A 17,530-nucleotide genomic window follows, 5' to 3' on the forward strand; every position below is an offset into this window, starting at 1 on the left:
GAGGTGACGCGGCTGGCCCGCCGCCGCGGGGGGCGCGGGTGCGGGGCCGGATGCGTCAGCGGGGGCGCGGTGCGTCAGTGGTGCAGGATCTTCGACAGGAAGTCCTTGGCCCGGTCGCTGCGCGGATTGCTGAAGAACTCGTCGGGCGTGGCCTCTTCGACGATCCTGCCGTCGGCCATGAACACCACGCGGTTGGCCGCGGACCGGGCGAACCCCATCTCGTGGGTGACCACGACCATCGTCATCCCGGCGCGGGCGAGCTGCTGCATGACCTCCAGCACCTCGTTGATCATCTCGGGGTCGAGCGCCGAAGTGGGCTCGTCGAAGAGGATGACCTTGGGGTCCATCGCCAGGGCGCGGGCGATCGCGACGCGCTGCTGCTGACCGCCGGAGAGCTGGGCGGGGTACTTGTCGGCCTGCGAGCCGACGCCGACGCGGTCCAGCAGCTCGCGCGCCTTGCTCTCGGCTGCGGCCTTCTCCGTCTTGCGGACCTTGACCTGGCCCAGCATGACGTTCTCCAGCACGGTCTTGTGCGCGAAGAGGTTGAAGGACTGGAACACCATGCCCACGTCGGCCCGCAGCCGGGCCAACTCCTTGCCCTCCGCGGGCAGCGGCTTGCCGTCGATGGAGATCGAACCGGAGTCGATCGTCTCCAGACGGTTGATGGTTCGGCAGAGCGTGGACTTGCCGGACCCGGAGGGCCCGATGACCACGACGACCTCGCCCCTGCTGATGGTCAGATCGATGTCCTGAAGCACGTGCAGGGCACCGAAGTGCTTGTTGACATTGCTCAGTACGACCAGGTCGCCCTGGGGTCCCTGGGCGGGAACGGCGTCCCCGGCATCCTTGGACACAGACACTCCGCTCATCGGCCCACAGCTCCGTCCTCCTCGGTTGGGAGGACAGTAGTGACGCGGTGCGACCAGCGTCATTACATCTGAGCGGAAATTGAGGATAACGATCTGGCCTCGTACGGACACGATGCGTGAGGGCGGTTACCGTCGGCGTACCGGCTGGGTAACGGAAAGCGGCCGGGGGTCGAATCTCTCTTGACTCCCTGCCCGGGAATCAGCCTTGATGCCGTGGGTACGCGATGGCGTGCGCTGGGAAGAGCAACTGAGGGATCACGGGCCGATCGGGCCACGGGACCACCGACCGAAGGGGGGCCATGAGGCTGCTGCTCGTCGAGGACGACGACCACGTCGCCGCGGCCCTGTCCGACATACTCGCCCGGCACGGGTTCGACGTCGTACACGCACGCAACGGCGAGGAGGCGCTACGCGCCGTCCTGCCCACCGCCCACCCCGGCAAGCCGCCCTTCGGGGTGGTCCTGCTCGATCTGGGCCTGCCCGACCAGGACGGCTACCAGGTCTGCGGCAAGCTGAGAAAGCTGACGTCCACCCCGGTGATCATGGTGACGGCCCGCGGTGACGTGCGCTCCCGCATCCACGGCCTCAACCTCGGCGCCGACGACTACGTCGTCAAGCCCTACGACCCCGGGGAACTGCTGGCCCGCATCCACGCGGTGGCCCGGCGCACCGCGACGGGCGACGAGGCGTCCCCGGCCGCGGGCGGCGCCGGCTCCGGCGACGACGCGATCCGGCTCGGCCCGATGACCATCGAACTGCCCACCCGGCGCGTCAGCGTCGCCGACGAGGTCGTCCAACTGACCCGCAAGGAGTTCGACCTGTTGGCGCTGCTCGCCCAGCGGCCGGGGGTGGTCTTCCGGCGTGAGCAGATCATCAGCGACGTCTGGCACACGAGTTGGGAGGGGACCGGTCGCACCCTCGAAGTGCACGTGGCCTCCCTGCGCGCCAAGCTGGGGATGCCCGCGCTGATCGAGACCGTGCGCGGCGTGGGCTACCGCCTCGTCGCGCCCGCCGGCTGACCGCCCGGTGCGCACCCGCCTCCTCCCGCTGCTCATCGTCCTCATGGCGGGCGTGCTGCTCGCGCTCGGCTTCCCCCTGGCGGTGAGCGTCGCCGCGGCGCAGCAGCAGGAGGTGGTGGTCGACCGGATCGACGACACCGTGCGGTTCGCTGCGCTCGCCCAGTTCGTCTCCGAGAGTCCGACCGTGGCGGACGAGCGCAGCACCACCCTTCAGGACCAACTCGACCGCTACCACGCCACCTACGACATCAACGTCGGCGTCTTCCTCCGCAACGGCACCTCCGCCATGGCCCGGGCGCCCGAGGGCTGGGCGGTGCCCGTGGACGGCGAGGGCCGGAAGGCGTTCCGCGAGGCGCTCACGGGCCGGCGCAGCCAGGACCCGCCGCAGGTCTGGCCCTGGCAGACGAACGGCCGGCTGGTCGTCGCGTCGCCCGTCGTACGGGACGGGGACGTCGTCGCCGTGGTGCTCACCGACTCGCCCACCGACCACCTGCGCGAGCGCACCCTGCGGGGGTGGGCCCTGATCGTGGCGGGCGAGAGCGCGGCCATGCTGCTCGCCGTCGGGGCCGCCTTCCGGCTCACGGGATGGGTGCTGCGGCCGGTGCGGGTGCTGGACGCGGCCACCCACGACATAGCGACCGGCCAGCTCAACTCCCGGGTCGCCGCCGCGAGCGGCCCGCCCGAACTGCGCCGGCTCGCCCGCTCCTTCAACGAGATGGCCGACAACGTCGAGGGCGTGCTCGAACAGCAGCGGGCCTTCGTCGCCGACGCCTCCCACCAACTGCGCAACCCCCTGGCCGCCCTGCTGCTGCGGATCGAACTCCTCGCACTCGAACTGCCCGAGGGCAATGCGGAGATCGCCTCGGTACGCACCGAGGGCCGCCGCCTCGCCCAGGTCTTGGACGACCTGCTCGACCTCGCGCTGGCCGAGCACTCGTCGGCAACGCTCGAACTCGCCGACATCGGCGAACTGGCCGCCGAACGCGTCGCCGCCTGGCGCCCGGTCGCGGAGGAGAAGGGGGTCCACCTCGGCGACGACGGCAGTGCGGTCACCGCGTGGGTCGACCCGATCGCCCTGTCCAGCGCCCTGGACGCGGTGATCGACAACGCGGTGAAGTTCACCCCCGGGGGATCGTCCGTGACCGTGACGGCGGCCGCTCACGGCACCACGTGCAGCATCGTGATCACCGACGGCGGGCCGGGACTGACGGACGACGAGCTGGCCCGCATCGGCGACCGCTTCTGGCGCAGCGGTCGGCACCAGAACGTCAAGGGGTCCGGGCTCGGCCTCTCCATCTCCCGCGCCCTCCTCTCCGCCGGCGGCGGCCGGATCGCCTACGAGCACCACGAGCCCCAAGGGCTGAAGGTCACCCTCACCGTCCCCCGCACCCCGCCCCCGGGCGCAGTGCACGGCGCCGACTGACGCCCACGGTCACGCCTGGCTCGGTGTCTCCGGCTGGTGGACACCTCCGAGCTCCTGCACACCGCCGGTCGTGGCCACGGCTTCGGCTACGACCACGGCCCGGCGGCCCGGCTACGGCTTGACCGAGCGGTAGTACCCGCGGGCGCCGTAGTGGAGGTCGAGCGGGGCCGTGTAGATCGCGGTCCTGAGGTCGACCAACTGGGCCGGGTGCACGGTGTTGCCGATGTCGTCACGGCTCTTGATCACCGTCCTGGTGAGCCCCTCCACCAGGTCGGCGTCTATTCGATCGGTGGTCACCAGCAGATTCGCCACCGCCATCGAGTTCACCGGAAGGCCGCTCTGCGCCAGCGGATAGAGGTCGGGCGGCATCACCGCCGACCGGTAGTGGCTCGTCGGAACGCCGGTGGCGTGCACCTTCTGGATCAGATCGTGCTCCAGCGGCACCAGCCGTATCGGATAGCGCTCGGACAGGGCCTGCACCGCAAGCGTCGGCAGCCCGCCCGACCAGAAGAACGCATCGATGTCGCCCCGCTCCAGCAACTGCGGGACCGTGTCGATCCCGTTCGGCACCGACTCGATGTCCTTCTGGGGGTCGAGTCCGGCGGCATCCAGCAGCCGATCGGCGATCAGCCGCACCCCGGAGCCGTTCTGGCCGACCCCCACCCGCTTGTCGCGCAGGTCCGACACCTTGCGCACGGACGATCCGTCGGGGACCACCAACTGCACGTAGTCGTCGTACAGCCGTGCGCAGCCGCGCAGCCCTTCGGCGCCCGGCTTGCCGTCCCGTTGGTACTTCGCGACGGCGTCCGCGGTGGCGATGGTGAAGTCGGCCTCGCCGGACGCGACGCGGTCCAGATTCTGCTGGGAGCCCTCGCTCGTCCGTAGCTCTATGTCCACCTGCGGCAGGTCCTTGGCGAGGACGTCCTTCAGCAGGACGCCGTAGCGCTGGTAGACGCCGTCGCGCACGCCGGTGCTGAAGGTGACGGAGCCCCGGGGCTCGGGCTCGCCGAGCGGCAGCAGCCACCACAGCAACACCCCGAGCGCCGCGAGGACCGCCGCACACCCGGCGACCACGCGGCCACGGCCACGGTCGACGCGAAGACCACTGAGGAACATGCTTGCGATCCTGCCAGCTCACTCAGCGTGATGGCCAGGCGCTGGCAGGGATACGCCAGAGGTGGAGCTTCCGCTTCCGGACGGCCCACCGCTCACGGCCCACCGCTCACGACCCACGGCCCAGCGTCCTCTGCCCACCGCCCCCGAAGCGCCCCACCGCCCCCGCCTGCCGAACCGCACCCCGGCTCCGGCCCCGGCCCCGCCCGCCGAGCGGCCGCCGGCCGGCCGCCGCCCCTCAGGCCGACTCCAGCCGCTCCCTGAGCCGGCGCGCCAACTCGATCCGCTGCACCTTCATCGTCGCCGTGCGCGGCAGCTCCGCGAGCGGGAGCTGCACGGGCTCGGCGAGCTGCGGGAAGTCGGTCACGGCCCGGCGCCACCGCTCCAGGTCCAGCGGCACGTTGTTCTTGGTGCACACCACGGGCACGGGCTCGTCGTCCGGCCCCGGCACCAGGACCAGCTCGATCAGCTCCGCCAGCCGCCCCAGCACGGCGTCCTCGACCTCCAGCGTGGAGTCCACGCTCTCGATCACGTCGACGGCGCGGTCCAGCACGTGCACCCGGCCCCAGCGGTCCCGGTAGCCCACGTCGCCCGTGCGCCACCACCGCCCGTTGCACTCCTGCTCGTACCGCTCCTCCTCCGCGTAGTACGTCACCGCCCGGCCGTCGCTCATCACCTCGATGAAGCCGGGCGTCTTCTTCGAGGGCCGCCGTCCGTTGCGCGGCACCACCCGCACGTGCGTCATCCCGGGCAGGGGGTAGCCCAGGCACCGCCCGTTCGCCCGCAGCGCGTTCTTCTGCGTGTACCAGCGCGCGACCAGCGGGCCGCACTCGCTCTGCCCGTAGAACTGGAAGAACACCGGATTGCGGCGGACCGAGGCCGACAGCAGCCGGTGGATGGTCGGCGGGTGGATGGCGTCGAAGGTGCCGCTGTAGTACTTGACGTGGGCGAGCGGCCGCAGCGGGTGGCCGACCAACTCCTCCCACTCCACGAAGGTGTTGGGGTGCGTCTCCACGATGCCCGGCCGGGTGCGGGCGAACAGCGGCGCCACCCGCTCCGGCGTCGCGTCGTCCATGACCACCACCGGCATGCCGTGCTCCAGCATCACCGCCAGCGCCATGTAGATCCGGGAGTGGACGAAGGACACGTGCACCGCGTACGTCTCCTTGCGGCGGATGAGCCGCACCAACTGGTCCTGCGGGCGGTAGCGGCCGCGCAGGGACAGCGCCGTGTGCACCACCAGCTTCGGCACCCCGGTGGTGCCGGAGGTGTGCGTCATCAGCGCGGGCTGGTCGCCGTCCAGCCGCACCGGCGGTCGGCGCGGGGCGCCGGCCAGCGAGTCCAGCGAGACGGTGCCGGGGCGGTCGCCGCGCGGCACGATCACCCGGGCCGTCTTGTCGTCGAGCGCAAGACCGGACAGCTCGTCATCGAGCTTGGCCCCGTCCGTCAACAGGTGCGGGCGCTCCAGCCGGTCGAGCAGCGCGGCCACCGTCGTCCCGTCGAGCGCCGGGGAGAGGAGCACCGGGACCGCGCCGATGCGGGACGCCGCACAGGCCAGGACGTAGATGTCGAAGTTGTGCGCCTTGTAGAGGGCCAGGTGCTCCCCGGCCCGGACCCCCGCCGCCCACAGTCGGGCGGACATGTCGTCGACCAACTCGGCGAGCGAGCCGAACGTCAGGTCGCGCCCGACCTCCGGGGCCACGTCCATGTCGTGGTCGAGGGTGACCGGCACGCCCGGGGCGCGGGCCGCGGCCTCCTCGGGGACCAGGCCGATCCGCAACGGCCTCTTGCTGGCGGGCAGGTGGAGCACCATCATGCCTCCTGACGGGAACGGAACGTGGTGGACAGCAACTGCTCCAACCGCAGTGCGTCCGGCTCTTCCAACCGGATCGCGAAGGTCTCGCGCAGCGCCCGGACGGCCTCTTCGCCACTGAGCTGCGCCAGGTCCGTACGGCCGTCGGCGTGGCGGGTTTGGAGCGTCGAGTTGGTCAGCGTCTGCTGGCTCTCGGCGTCGCCGCGCATCGCGACCAGCTTGCCGGTGAAGGTGGAGCGGGGGTGGTGGGCGGTGTAGTAGTTCGACACGTCGAAGTCGACGGAGTGGTGCCGTTCCAGGCGGAACGAGTAGAGGTCGAACCAGCCGTCGGAGCGCAGCGTGCGCAGCACCCACTGGTCGTCCTCCCGCACCACCTGCCAGCGGAACCCGCCGACCGTGCTCGTGGCGCCGTCGACCAGCGGGACCGGTTCGAGCAGCCCCTCCGCGCCGAAGCCCACGTCGGCGAGGAAGAGTTCGCCGTCGGCGATGACGAGCAGCGTGGTGTGGGCGCGGTAGCGCACCGTCGACCTGCCCTGCCGCACCCGGGCGAGCAGCCGGGTGACCGACAGCCCGAGGCGTTCGAGGGCGGCGGCGAAGAGCAGGTTGTGTTCGAAGCAGTAGCCGCCCCGCCCGGCCGTCACCAGCTTGCGCTGGACGTCCGGCAGTTCGAGCGAGACCTCGCGCCCCAGCGCCACGTCGACGTTCTCGAAGGAGACGGTCTCCTTGTGGGCGCGGTGCAGGGCGAACAGGGCGGCCGTCGAGGGGCTGCGGGGCCCCGGGTGTCCGACGCGCGCCAGATAGGCGTCGACGTCGAGCAGATGGGTTCCCCACTGTGCGTCGATCGGGTCGGCCGCAGCCGCTTGGAAGTCGAGCAGGGTGTGGTCCTTGGCCATGGGCCGGATCCTGCGGGGGCGTGCGGAGCCGGGCAACGCGGGCGCGGGCAGTCCGTCAGGTCCCCGGCCTCGGCGGCCGTCGGCGACCAGGTCCGTCGCCCGCTCTCCCGCCCGCTCCGGCCTGCGTTCGGAGTCGTTCCGTCGCGTCGGCACGGCGTCACCCGGTCAGGGCCGTGGTCGGTGCGGTCGCCATCGGCGCGCCCTCGTCCGGCAGCGTGGCGAGCGCCCTGACCGCGCAGGCGACCGAGGCCAGGGTGAGGTGGCGGTGCCAGCCCGCCAGCGACCGGCCGGCGAAGTCCCGCAGCCCGGCCCGGCCCGCGCAGTCCGCTGCCGCCCGGTCGACCCGGTCGGCCTCCTTGGCGAGCCGCAGCAGGGGCGGAGTGGGCAGCCGTACGTTGCTGACCCAGAACTCGCTCGGCGCGTGCCGCTGGTCCGGCCACTCGCCCAGCAGCAGCGCGGGGTTGCGGGGTGCGGTCACGGCCGCGGTGGTCACCGGCATGGCGGCCGACAGCGATACCCGCGGGGCGGCGGGCGACGCGCCGTCGTACCACTCCACCGGCTGCCGCAGCGCCTTCACCGCGGTCAGGATGGACCGGGCGGGCACGGCGCCGGCGCCGTACCCCGGCATGGCGCGGTCGGCCACCCACAGCGGGGTGGTGGCGTCGGCCCGGACGACCGCGGGCAGACCCGCGAGGGGGAGCCGGCCCAGCGTGGAGCGGACGTTGAGCCCGCGGACGTCCACCACCACGGGCCGGCGCGGGGTGGACCGGACGTGCACCGTCTCCCGTACGGCAGCGGTGACGCTGTCCTCGTACGTCTCGCCCCCGGGGGCGGAGTCCCCGTCCGCGGGGGAGTCCGCGGCGGTTAACTCCTCGGGCAGGAACAGCCGCCACCCCACCGGGGTGACCACCTCGGGCGAGACGAACCAGACCCCGAAGGACTGCTGGCCGCGCAGCACGTGCCCGAGGTGGGGGTCGTAGCGGCGTCCCACGCCCACCGAGTGCTCCCCGCTCTTGGGTATCGGCATGGGCTGCACGACCCACGCGGACAGCGAGTGGGCCGCCGCCAACCACTCGATCAGGGCGGCCCGCACCGGGCGCCAGTCCCAGGTGGAGCTGGTGACCAGGTGCTGGAGGCGCTGTTCGGTGGCGGAGCCGCCGCCGGTGTGGGCGGCGATGTTGCGGATGGACTTGCGGCCGGGGGTGCACAGCAGCCCGCGCACGTACTGCTCGGCCCGGTGGCGCTGGTCGCGCCGTGGCAGGGAGCCGAACACCGCGCCGCACAGCTCCCGCAGCACCTCGTCCTGCGCCGGGGCGACGGGGCGGGCGGGGGCCCGCCCGGCCACTGCGGTGTAGCTGGTGTCCCTGAACGGAGTGGTGCGCATCGGCTTCTCCTCGAATCGCGACGACCTCCGCTACTTTTCGCGGAGTCGCCCCTCCTCGTGGAGGGCGGCCGACCACCCGTCGGGAGCCGATGGTGGTGGGCGGCCCACCACCATCGGCGCACCGGTGGCGGGCGGCGCACGCCCCGGGGGTGAACGGGCACGGTGGGGGCCGGCCCGGGTGTGGCCGGCCCACCACTTCCGGGCGGCGAAGTGGTGGGCCGAAGGGCGTCGGGGGAGGCGGGCGGCGCGCTGCGCCCGTCGGCGGTTCAGGCCAGCGTCACGGCCGCGATCGCGGGCCCGAACGCCCCGCCCAGTTGGTAGCAGAGGGTGAAGAGCCCGAGCGCGGTGGTGCGCTGTTGCTCCGCCACCCCGCCGCCCGCGACCACCGACAAGGTGGCCTGGCCGGAGGCGGCCACGAAGACCGCGACCCCCAGCGCGGCGAGCAGCAGGAGCGGCGCGGCGGCGACGGCGCCCGTCAACGGGGCCAGCACGCCGAGGACGAGGAGCACCGCGAGGACGGTGGAGCGCCGCACGAGGTGCGCGTACGCGGCCATGAACCAGGACGCGGTGGAGCCGATCAGCAGCACCACCAGGCTGCCGGTGCCGACGTCGACCCGGTCCCACTGCGCGTCGTCCTCCAACAGCCGCGGCACGGTGTAGAGCAGCGCGAAGTAGGCCATGGACAGGGCGCAGACGACGCCGCTGGCGATGAGGAAGACCGGGGAGCGGAGCACCGGGGCCGGGACGAATCCGTCCGGCCTGCGCCGGATGCTCGCCGCCAGCAGGAGGCCCAGGACGACGGCGCAGATCAGCGCGGGGACGGGGAAGCGGGCCAGCAGCACCAGTGCGCAGATCAGGGCCACCGTGAGGGCGGCCCCCACGGCGTCGAAGGGGGCGCGGGCGCCCTCGTCCCGCTGGTGCGCGGGGGCGCGCAGGACGACGTAGGGCACCGCGAGCAGTGCGAGGGCCGACAGGGCCAGCGGTACGTGCCAGGACAGGTGGTCGCTCAGCAGCGAGCCGGCGAGCGGGCCGAGCGCCCCGCACATCCCGCTGCCCGCGGTGACCACGCCCATGCGGCGCGGGGTGCCCGCCAGGTTGATCGCGGTGGTCACCAGGCCGCTGCCGCCGAGCGCCTGCGCGGCCCGGCCGACCAACAGCCCCGGCATCGACTCGGACACGGCGACGGCGACGGTGCCGACGACGATCAGCGCGGCGCTCACCAGCACCACCGCGCGTATCCCGCGGTGGCGCAGGAGGGCGGCGGCCAGTGGGGTGCCGACGGCCACGGCGAGCCCGAAGACGGTGGCGAGCCAGGTCGCCGTGCTCACCGAGACGCCGACGTCGTGGGCGACGTCGGGGAGGGCGGTGGTGGTCGCGTTGGTGCTCAGGGCGGTGGGGGTGGCCAGCAGCCCCAGGGCGGCGGCCGATACGGCGAAGCCCGGGGAGTCGTTCCGCGTCGGGTCCTTGGATAACCGGGTGCGCGGACGGCCGTCGGACCGCTTCCGGCCGGGCGCGGGCGACCGCGAAGCCGTGGACGGAGACGGGGACGGCGGCTGGGAAGACGAAAGGTGCATGGCGGCGCCTCCTTGCGGCGGATGCGGCACGGGCCTGTGGCTGAGGTGCGGCACGGGCTTGCGGCGGGGTCGTGGCACTGGGGTGCGGTGGAGCTCCGGCACGAGAAGAAAGTGCACTACTCCGTGTAGTATATCCATTGCACTGGCTAGTGCAATCCATCTTTCGGAAGCGGGTGCTGCGTCCGCCCGTCGATCACGGCCCCGGCGGCGGCGCGGGCGCCGGGTAGGCTGCCGGAACGCGGTCGCAGGGAAGGACTGGCATGGTCATGGAGACGGCGGCGGCGCAGCCGCGGCGCGGAATGCCGGAGAAGCGGCGTGCCATCACGGCGGCGGCCCGGGCCGTCTTCGGCCGCGAGGGCTACGCCCGTGCGAGCGTCGACGTCATCGCCGTCGAGGCCGGCGTGTCCAAGCGGACGATCTACAACCACTTCACCGACAAGCAGGAGCTCTTCCAGACGGTGGCGCTGGAGGGCGCCCAGCAGGTGACCGATGCCGTCGGGGCGATCCTGGAGCGCCATCTACGCAAGATCGTCGACCTGCGGGAGGACCTGATCGCCTTCGCTCTGGAGCGGGTCACCGCCGTCACGGACTTCCCCGACCACTTCGCGCTGGTCCGCACCATCGAGGCCGAGGTCACCCGCATCCCGACGGCCGTGCTGGAGGTGTGGAAGGAGATCGGCCCGCTGTCCTCCCACAAGAAGCTCGCGCCCTATCTCACCCGGATCGCCGAGCGGGGCCTGCTGCGGCTCGACGACGCGGAGCGGGCCGCGAACCACTTCAACCTGCTGACCATCACCGACGTGAACCAGCGGACGTTCTACGGCGCCCTGCCCCTGTCGGAGTCGGAGGTCCGCGACGTCGTGGTCAGCGGGGTGGACGCCTTCCTGCGGCTGTACGGGACGGACGCACCGGCGGTGCCGGCCCCCGCTTCCTGACCGCACCGCCCCCGGCGTCCGCCCCGGCGCCGCGGTCCTGGGTGTCGCGCGACCCCGCGCCCCTCACGTCAGGGTGGTGTCGCCGTACGCGGTCAGGAGCTTGCGCAGCAGTCGGGCGAGCTCCTCCGACTCCTCCGCCTCCAGGGCCGCGAGCATGCGCGACTCGTTCTCCAGGTGGAGCGGGAACAATTCGTCGATGACCTGCATGCCCTTCTCCGTGAGTTCGATCTGGACGGAGCGCCGGTCGCCGACGGTCGGCCGCACCCGCTCCACCAGGCCCCGGGCCTCCATCCGGTCGATCCGCTTGGTGACCGCCCCGGACGTCACCATCGACGCCTTGAGGAAGGCGCCGGCGGTCATCCGGTAGGGCGGGCCCGACCTGCGAAGGGTGGTGAGCACGTCGAACTCGCCGGACTCCAGCCCGTGCCGGCCGTCGAAGAGCTTCAGCTCGCGGTCCAGGACCCGGCTGAGCCGCTGGATCCTGCCCACCACGCCGACGGGCGAAGTGTCCAGGTCGGGGCGCTCCTCGCGCCAGAGTTCGCGGATGACGTCCACTGCATCTGTCATGGGTGCTCCTGGGTAGTCACGGCAGTTATCTGAACAGTAAGAGACTTGACAGTCAGATACCAGGGGTGTTCGTATGGAATCACGAAGCCTACGAGGGGGCGGTGGCCCAGCGCCACCGACCGACCCGAGCGACGCCGCGCCGACGGTCCCCCGACCGTGCGGGGCCCGGCGACGCGAGGGGGAGCGCGGCGCCACCATTTCGGAAATCACGCCGAGGGACGGGAATTGGCCATGGCCCAGGAAAACCTGCCGAGCATCCTTGCGTTAACGGGAAGCCTGCGGGCTCAGTCGTACAATTCGGCACTGCTGAGGGCCGCGGTAAAGAATCATTCCGGCAAGGTGTCCATCAATATCTACGACGACCTCGCCCGGCTGCCGATGTACAACCAGGACTTCGACAACGAGAATCCGCCCCCCGAGGTCGTCGAGCTGCGCGGGCGCGTGGCTGCGGCGGACGGTCTCTTCATCGTCACGCCCGAGCACAACGCGTCCATCCCGGCCGCTTTGAAGAACGCCATCGACTGGTGCAGCACCGCGCCGGCGAACGGCATCATGGTGGCCAAGCCCACCGCCATCGCGGGTGCTTCGCCGGGCGCCTTCGGCTCCGCCCGGGCCCAGATCGCGCTCCGTCAGATCCTCGCCAGCATCGGCTCGGACGTGCTGACCAAGCCCGAAGTGACCGTCTTCCAGTGCCATGAGCGCATCGACGCGGACGGCAACGTCAACGACCCCTTCACGCTGTCCCTGCTGGACGACCTGCTCAGCGCCCTCACCGCCCGCATCGCGCGCGGCTGAGGCGCCCGCGGGCCACAGTGCTCCGGGGCCGGCCGCTAACATCCCCCGCCGGCCGGCCCCGGTATTCCCGCCCGCAAGGCCGCGCCCATTTGTCGCAGCCGCTTTCAGGGTCGCTCATTTCCCGTGAAATGAGCGACCCTTTTTGTTTTTGTGTCGCACTGGTTCCACCGAATGGGGCCGGTCGGTCCCGACGGGCGTGACGGACCTGACGGATTCAATCCCGGTGCATTGTTCGACGGTGTAAAGGGGGTGAGTATGTCGAGGCAGGAAAGAATCCGACCCCGGGGAAATCGCGTCCCGTGCGGAAATCCCCCGGGGGTCTTTCCGGAGCGAGCCAAGAAAGCGGTGCCTTTCCGACCGTCGGAGGCCCTAGCGGCCGAGGGAGCCTGAGATGCCTGAGACACCTGAGACGCCTGAGATGAACCACGCAGGGGGAGGGCGGGCGCGGACGCCCGTGACGCCCGTGGGGATCCTCGGCACCGGCTCCTACCTCCCCTCCCAGGTGGTGACCAACGAGGCGGTGGGGGCGTCGGCCGGGGTGACCGACGAGTGGATCGTCCGCAAGACCGACATCCACCACCGCCGCTTCGCCGAGGACGACGAAGCCACCTCCGACCTGGCGGCGGCCGCCGCCCGCGGCGCGCTCGCGGACGCCGGGGTCCGCGTCGCCGACCTGTCGCTCATCATCGTGGCGACGTCCACCCCCGACTCGCCGCAACCGCCCACCGCGGCCCTGGTCGCACGTCTGCTGGGAGCCCCCAGCACCGCGGCGGCCTTCGACCTGAACGCGGTGTGCAGCGGCTTCGTCTACGCACTCGTCGCCGCCCAGCGGATGATCGCCGAGGGCGGCGGCCACGCCCTGGTCATCGGCGCCGACACCTACAGCAGGATCACCGACCCGCGCGACCGGCGCACCCGCGTCCTCTTCGGCGACGGGGCCGGCGCCGTCGTCCTCGGCCCCGCACGCGGCGGCCGGCGCCTGGCCGCGACCCGGCTGCTGACCCTCAGCGAGGGCCACGACCTGGTGAGCGTGCCGGCCGGCGGCTCGCGCCTCGGCGTGAGCGCCGAGACCCTGGAGCGCGGACTCCACTACTTCGCGATGGACGGCCGCGGCGTCAGGGACATCGTCGCCTCGAAGTTCCCCGAGACGCTCGACGCCTTCCTCGACGAGACCGGCGTGGGCAAGGAGGAGATCTCCCACATCGTCCCGCACCAGGGGAACGGCGTGATGCTCGGCGAGTTGGAGAAGGAACTCGGGTTCCCGCTGGCCCGGATGCACACCACGGTCCGCGAGTACGGGAACACCGGAGCGGCGTCGATCCCCGTCACGTTGGACGCGGCGGTCCGCCGGGGCGAGCTGCGCCCGGGCGAGAAGGTGCTGCTCACCGCCTTCGGCGGCGGCTTCTCCTTCGGATACGCCCTGGTCGAGTGGTGAAGCCGCGGGCGCAGCGGCGCGAGCACGGACGCACACAGCGAAGCAGCGAACGCAGACGAGCAAGGACGAAGAGCGACGTACGGGACGGGACGGGTGCGGACCGATGAGGCACCGGACCGCCCCGACGGGAGCCAGGACGAGCGAAGAGGGTGACGGAGGATGACCGTGGTCGACGTGGACGCCTACCTGAGGCGGATCGGGGCCGAACGGCCGGACCGGATCGATCTGGATGCACTGGCCCACCTCCAGGAACGCCATCTGAGGTCGGTCCCCTTCGAGACGATCGACTTCAATCTGGGCCTGCCCATCAAGCTGGGCGAAGAGGTGCTGGAGAAGATCGTGGACCGCGGCCGCGGCGGCGGCTGCTACGAGTTGAACACCGCCTTCGCCGTACTGCTGCGGGAACTCGGCTACGCGGTCGACCTGCTCCCGGCCCGCACGCTGCACAACGGCAAGGAGCCCCTGCTCGGCGTCCACGGCGGGCACATGATCCTCAGGATCGACGTCGAGGACGACTTCTGGCTGGTCGACGTGGGCTTCCGCTGGGCCAGCCGGAGCCCCCTGCGGCTGGCCGAACGCGGGCCGCAGAAGGACGAGAACGGTGAGTACCTGATCGTCGACGGCGAAGACGGCGACGTGGTCATCGTCCACGACGGCGTGCCGCGGATCCGACTGGAGACCAGGGCCCGGGAGACCGACGACTTCAACCCGACCCTGTGGTGGTACAGCACCGCCCCCGAATCGCCGGTCACCGGCGGCTCGGTGTGGGCCTCGCTGGTGACGCCCACGGGCCGGGTGTCCCTGTTGGACCGCACGCTCACCCGGATCGAGGACGACCGGGTGGTCCGCGAGGTCCTGGACGACGACGCCTTCCTGGCCGCCTGCCGGCGCTGGTTCGGCATCGACTTGGACCGGCTGCCCAACCTCCCGCCGCTGCCCGGCGCGTCCCCCTCCACCGGGCGGCCCGCCCGCGCGCAGCCGTGAACCCCGCGGCCACCGCGCGAACCCGATGAACGACGTGGACCGCGCGCAGCGCGCGACCCCCGCGAACCCCGTGAGCCCCCCAGCAGAAAGCGGAAGGCGATGAAGAGCGGCACACACTCCGAAACGGCAGTCGACGTCCTCGTGGTCGGGGCCGGGCCCTCCGGTCTGCTGCTCGCCTGCGAGCTGTTGAGCCGCAAGGTCCGGGTCCGGATCGTCGACCGGGCGCCCCGGCCCGCGGACGTCCCCAAGGCGCTGTCCATCTACCCGCGGGCCCTGGACATCATGACGGACCAGGGGATGCGGGACGCGGTCTTCGACGTGTCGAGCACCATACGCACCCTCAGCTACTTCTCGGACCGCAACCACCTCGCGTCCATCCACATCCCCGACGAGCACGCCGCCCGGGTCCTGCCCCAGTACGAGACCGAGCGGATCCTCACCGAACGGCTGGAGACCCTCGGCGGCAAGGTCGAGCGCGGCGTGCGACTGCTGTGCCTGGAGAACGTCGACCACAGCGGCCGGATCGACGCGACCGCCGACGTCACCGCCTTGCTGGAGGGACCCGACGGCACCGTCGAACGGGCCACCGCCTCCTACGTCGTCGGCGCGGACGGCGCCGGCAGCGCGGTGCGCGGACAACTCGGCATCGGATTCCAGGGCTCCACCTACGGGCTGGAGTTCGCCCTCGTCGACGCCAAGGTGGACGGCGCGCTGTCCCCGGAGGAGATCCTCTACTACCAGGACCCGAACGGCACCCTGGCCATCGTCCCCCAGCCGAACGACGTCTACCGCTTCCTCTCCGTGCTGCCGCCCGGCGGCTCCCGCGCCCCGGGCGTCGAACTGATGCAGGACATCCTGGACTCGCGCGGCCCCCGGGGCGTGCGCATCGCCGAACCGGTGTGGGTCACCGTCTTCAAGGTGCACGCCCGACTGGCGTCCGACTTCCAACTCGGCCGGGTCTTCCTGATCGGCGACGCCGCCCACGTCCACAGCCCGGCCGGCGGCCAAGGCATGAACAACGGCCTCCAGGACGCGCACAACCTCGGTTGGAAGCTGGCCTCGGTCATCCACGGCGTCTCGCCCCTGTCCCTGCTGTCCACCTACGGAACCGAGCGGGCCGAGGCCACCCGGCGCAGCGTCCGCGACACCGACCTGCACACCAAGGCGTGGATGGTCCGCGGGCGGGCGAAGACCTGGGCCCGCGACGCCGGCTTCCGGCTCGCCGACCGCACCGGCGCCGGGGCCCGCCTCTACGCCCCCGTGCTCGCCGGCCGCCGCCAGACCTACACCCCGCAACGGGACTCCCAACTGCCGTCCGGCTGGTCGCCGTGCCGGGCGCTGGGCAAGCTGCCGGAGGGCATCGGCGTGGGCGGGCTCTTCCCGCGCGAACAGGCCGTCGCCCACGAACTCGCCGGCCCCGGCGTCGACCGGATGGCGTGGACGCTGGCGCTCACCGACGCGCCCCGCGGAACGGCGCGCTGGCGCACCGAGGTCGGCCACGTCGTCGCCCGGTGGCCGCAGGTGCGGGTCGTCACCCTGCCCCAGGGCGCCGCGGCATCGGCCACCGGCTGCCGCCGCCTCGGCTACCACCTGCTGCGCCCCGACGGGCACATCGCCGCCCACGGCCACGAGGGCGACCTCAACCGGCTGGAGCGGGAGCTCGACACCGTCCTGGTGCGGGGCGCGGGGAGCGCGGCATGACCGTCCACGTGGGCGCCCAGCTCCCGGTGAACTCCACCCCTGGCTACCGCGACGGGCTCGACCTGGCCCAAGTGGCCCGGCACGCCGAGGCGCTGGGGCTGGACTCGGTCTGGGTCGGCGACCGACTGAGCGCGCGCTTCCCCGTACTGGACTCCTCCCTGGTGCTCGCGACCGCAGCGGCCGGCACCGAGCGCATCACCGTCGGCTACGGCGTGCTGCTGCTCGGGCTGCGCCCCGCCGTGTGGGCCGCCAAGCAGATCGCGACCCTGCAACACCTCTCCCGGGGCCGGCTCGCCCTCGGCGTGGGCGTCGGCTCGGGCGATCCGCAGGAGTGGGCCGCCGTCGGCGCATCCCCGGGCGACCGGGGACGGCGCACCGAGGAGGCGCTGCGCCTGCTGCCCGGTCTGCTGGCCGGGGAGCCCACGGAGTTGACCGAGCTGCCGGACCGGCCGTTGGTGACGCTGAGCCCGGCCGCACCGATGCCGGAGGTCTGGATCGGCGGGGGCGCCGATGCGGCCCTGCGCCGCGCGGTCGCCCACGGCCAGGGCTGGCAGGCGGCCATGAAGACCCCGGAGCAACTGGCCTCGGCCGGCGCCCGGCTGGCGGACCTCGCCGCCGAACGGGGCGTTCCCACCCCGCGCATCGGGGTCAACGTGCTGCTGCGGATGACCGGGCACCCCGACGAAGCGACCGCGGCGGCCGAGGTCGTGGCCGCGCGGATGAACGCCACGTACGGAGTGGACCGCACCGCCGCGCTGGAGATCGGCGTCGCGGGAAGCCCGGCGCAGGTGGCCGAGCGCCTGCGGGCCTACGCCGACGCGGGCGCCGAGAAGTTCGTCCTGGTGCCCTGCGGTGCCGAGGACGACGACCCCTTCCGGCAGTACGAACTCTTCGCCCAGGTGCGCGAATTGCTCTCGGCCGAGTGAGACGCGGCCCCCGGCCGACGACGGACGGCGCGGGCCCCGGTGACCACCGGGGCCCGCGCCGTCCGCGGCTGGTCGCACCCCCTTTTCCTTCCGTTCCGT

At 72.4% G+C, this 17,530-nt stretch carries 15 protein-coding genes; 8 read left to right on the forward strand and 7 right to left on the reverse strand.

Annotated features, from left to right (window positions below; translation table 11 throughout):
* Positions 1-74: 74 nt before the first annotated feature.
* A complete protein-coding gene (locus ACH4E8_RS18230; protein WP_398449296.1) occupies positions 75-869 on the reverse strand; it encodes an amino acid ABC transporter ATP-binding protein in 795 nt (264 codons plus the stop codon).
* A gap of 299 nt (positions 870-1,168) precedes the next feature.
* Between ACH4E8_RS18230 and ACH4E8_RS18235 the strand changes: the two genes are divergently transcribed.
* Both ACH4E8_RS18235 and ACH4E8_RS18240 read left to right on the forward strand, forming a co-directional pair.
* The gene (locus ACH4E8_RS18235) at positions 1,169-1,888 is read left to right on the forward strand and encodes a response regulator transcription factor (protein ID WP_398449298.1); all 720 of its coding nucleotides are present in this window, start codon (positions 1,169-1,171) and stop codon (positions 1,886-1,888) included.
* 7 nt (positions 1,889-1,895) lie between these two features.
* On the forward strand, positions 1,896-3,311 hold the full coding sequence (locus tag ACH4E8_RS18240) for a sensor histidine kinase (RefSeq protein WP_398449300.1): 1,416 nt from the start codon (positions 1,896-1,898) through the stop codon (positions 3,309-3,311).
* A gap of 111 nt (positions 3,312-3,422) precedes the next feature.
* Here the strand turns inward: ACH4E8_RS18240 and ACH4E8_RS18245 are convergent, their stop codons facing one another.
* The 5 genes from ACH4E8_RS18245 to ACH4E8_RS18265 all read right to left on the reverse strand — a co-directional run bounded on the left by ACH4E8_RS18245 (position 3,423) and on the right by ACH4E8_RS18265 (position 10,088).
* Complete coding sequence (locus ACH4E8_RS18245; RefSeq protein ID WP_398449302.1) at positions 3,423-4,427, reverse strand: TAXI family TRAP transporter solute-binding subunit; 1,005 nt, start codon at positions 4,425-4,427, stop codon at positions 3,423-3,425.
* A gap of 235 nt (positions 4,428-4,662) precedes the next feature.
* Positions 4,663-6,237 (reverse strand): class I adenylate-forming enzyme family protein, encoded by a 1,575-nt coding sequence (locus ACH4E8_RS18250; RefSeq protein WP_398449748.1) that lies wholly within the window; start codon positions 6,235-6,237, stop codon positions 4,663-4,665.
* Positions 6,237-7,130: an arylamine N-acetyltransferase gene (locus tag ACH4E8_RS18255; RefSeq protein ID WP_398449304.1), complete on the reverse strand. Its 894-nt coding sequence runs from the start codon at positions 7,128-7,130 to the stop codon at positions 6,237-6,239. The genes ACH4E8_RS18250 and ACH4E8_RS18255 overlap by 1 nt, the downstream gene beginning before the upstream one ends.
* A 157-nt stretch (positions 7,131-7,287) precedes the next feature.
* Positions 7,288-8,514: an IS701 family transposase gene (locus ACH4E8_RS18260; RefSeq protein WP_398449306.1), complete on the reverse strand. Its 1,227-nt coding sequence runs from the start codon at positions 8,512-8,514 to the stop codon at positions 7,288-7,290.
* Between the two features lie 266 nt (positions 8,515-8,780).
* Positions 8,781-10,088, reverse strand: a complete 1,308-nt coding sequence (locus ACH4E8_RS18265; RefSeq protein WP_398449308.1) for an MFS transporter — start codon at positions 10,086-10,088, stop codon at positions 8,781-8,783.
* Between the two features lie 260 nt (positions 10,089-10,348).
* Here ACH4E8_RS18265 and ACH4E8_RS18270 point away from each other — a divergent pair, with 260 nt between their 5' ends.
* A complete protein-coding gene (locus tag ACH4E8_RS18270; RefSeq protein WP_398449310.1) occupies positions 10,349-11,023 on the forward strand; it encodes a TetR/AcrR family transcriptional regulator in 675 nt (224 codons plus the stop codon).
* 63 nt (positions 11,024-11,086) lie between these two features.
* Here the strand turns inward: ACH4E8_RS18270 and ACH4E8_RS18275 are convergent, their stop codons facing one another.
* A complete protein-coding gene (locus ACH4E8_RS18275; RefSeq protein WP_398449312.1) occupies positions 11,087-11,590 on the reverse strand; it encodes a MarR family winged helix-turn-helix transcriptional regulator in 504 nt (167 codons plus the stop codon).
* A 231-nt stretch (positions 11,591-11,821) separates the two neighbouring features.
* Between ACH4E8_RS18275 and ACH4E8_RS18280 the strand changes: the two genes are divergently transcribed.
* The 5 genes from ACH4E8_RS18280 to ACH4E8_RS18300 all read left to right on the forward strand — a co-directional run bounded on the left by ACH4E8_RS18280 (position 11,822) and on the right by ACH4E8_RS18300 (position 17,431).
* Positions 11,822-12,385 (forward strand): NADPH-dependent FMN reductase, encoded by a 564-nt coding sequence (locus tag ACH4E8_RS18280; RefSeq protein ID WP_398449313.1) that lies wholly within the window; start codon positions 11,822-11,824, stop codon positions 12,383-12,385.
* A 391-nt stretch (positions 12,386-12,776) separates the two neighbouring features.
* Entirely contained in the window at positions 12,777-13,820 is a 1,044-nt protein-coding gene (locus ACH4E8_RS18285; protein WP_398449315.1) for a 3-oxoacyl-ACP synthase III family protein, read from the forward strand.
* 159 nt (positions 13,821-13,979) lie between these two features.
* Positions 13,980-14,804 (forward strand): arylamine N-acetyltransferase, encoded by an 825-nt coding sequence (locus ACH4E8_RS18290; RefSeq protein WP_398449317.1) that lies wholly within the window; start codon positions 13,980-13,982, stop codon positions 14,802-14,804.
* A gap of 99 nt (positions 14,805-14,903) precedes the next feature.
* Positions 14,904-16,505, forward strand: coding sequence for an FAD-dependent monooxygenase (locus ACH4E8_RS18295; RefSeq protein WP_398449319.1), 1,602 nt, complete (start codon positions 14,904-14,906; stop codon positions 16,503-16,505).
* Positions 16,502-17,431, forward strand: coding sequence for an LLM class flavin-dependent oxidoreductase (locus ACH4E8_RS18300; RefSeq protein WP_398449321.1), 930 nt, complete (start codon positions 16,502-16,504; stop codon positions 17,429-17,431). Before ACH4E8_RS18295 ends, ACH4E8_RS18300 begins: the two co-directional genes overlap by 4 nt.
* The last annotated feature ends 99 nt before the right edge of the window (positions 17,432-17,530 follow it).

Source organism: Streptomyces sp. NPDC017979 (assembly GCF_044328175.1).
GTDB lineage: Bacteria > Actinomycetota > Actinomycetes > Streptomycetales > Streptomycetaceae > Streptomyces.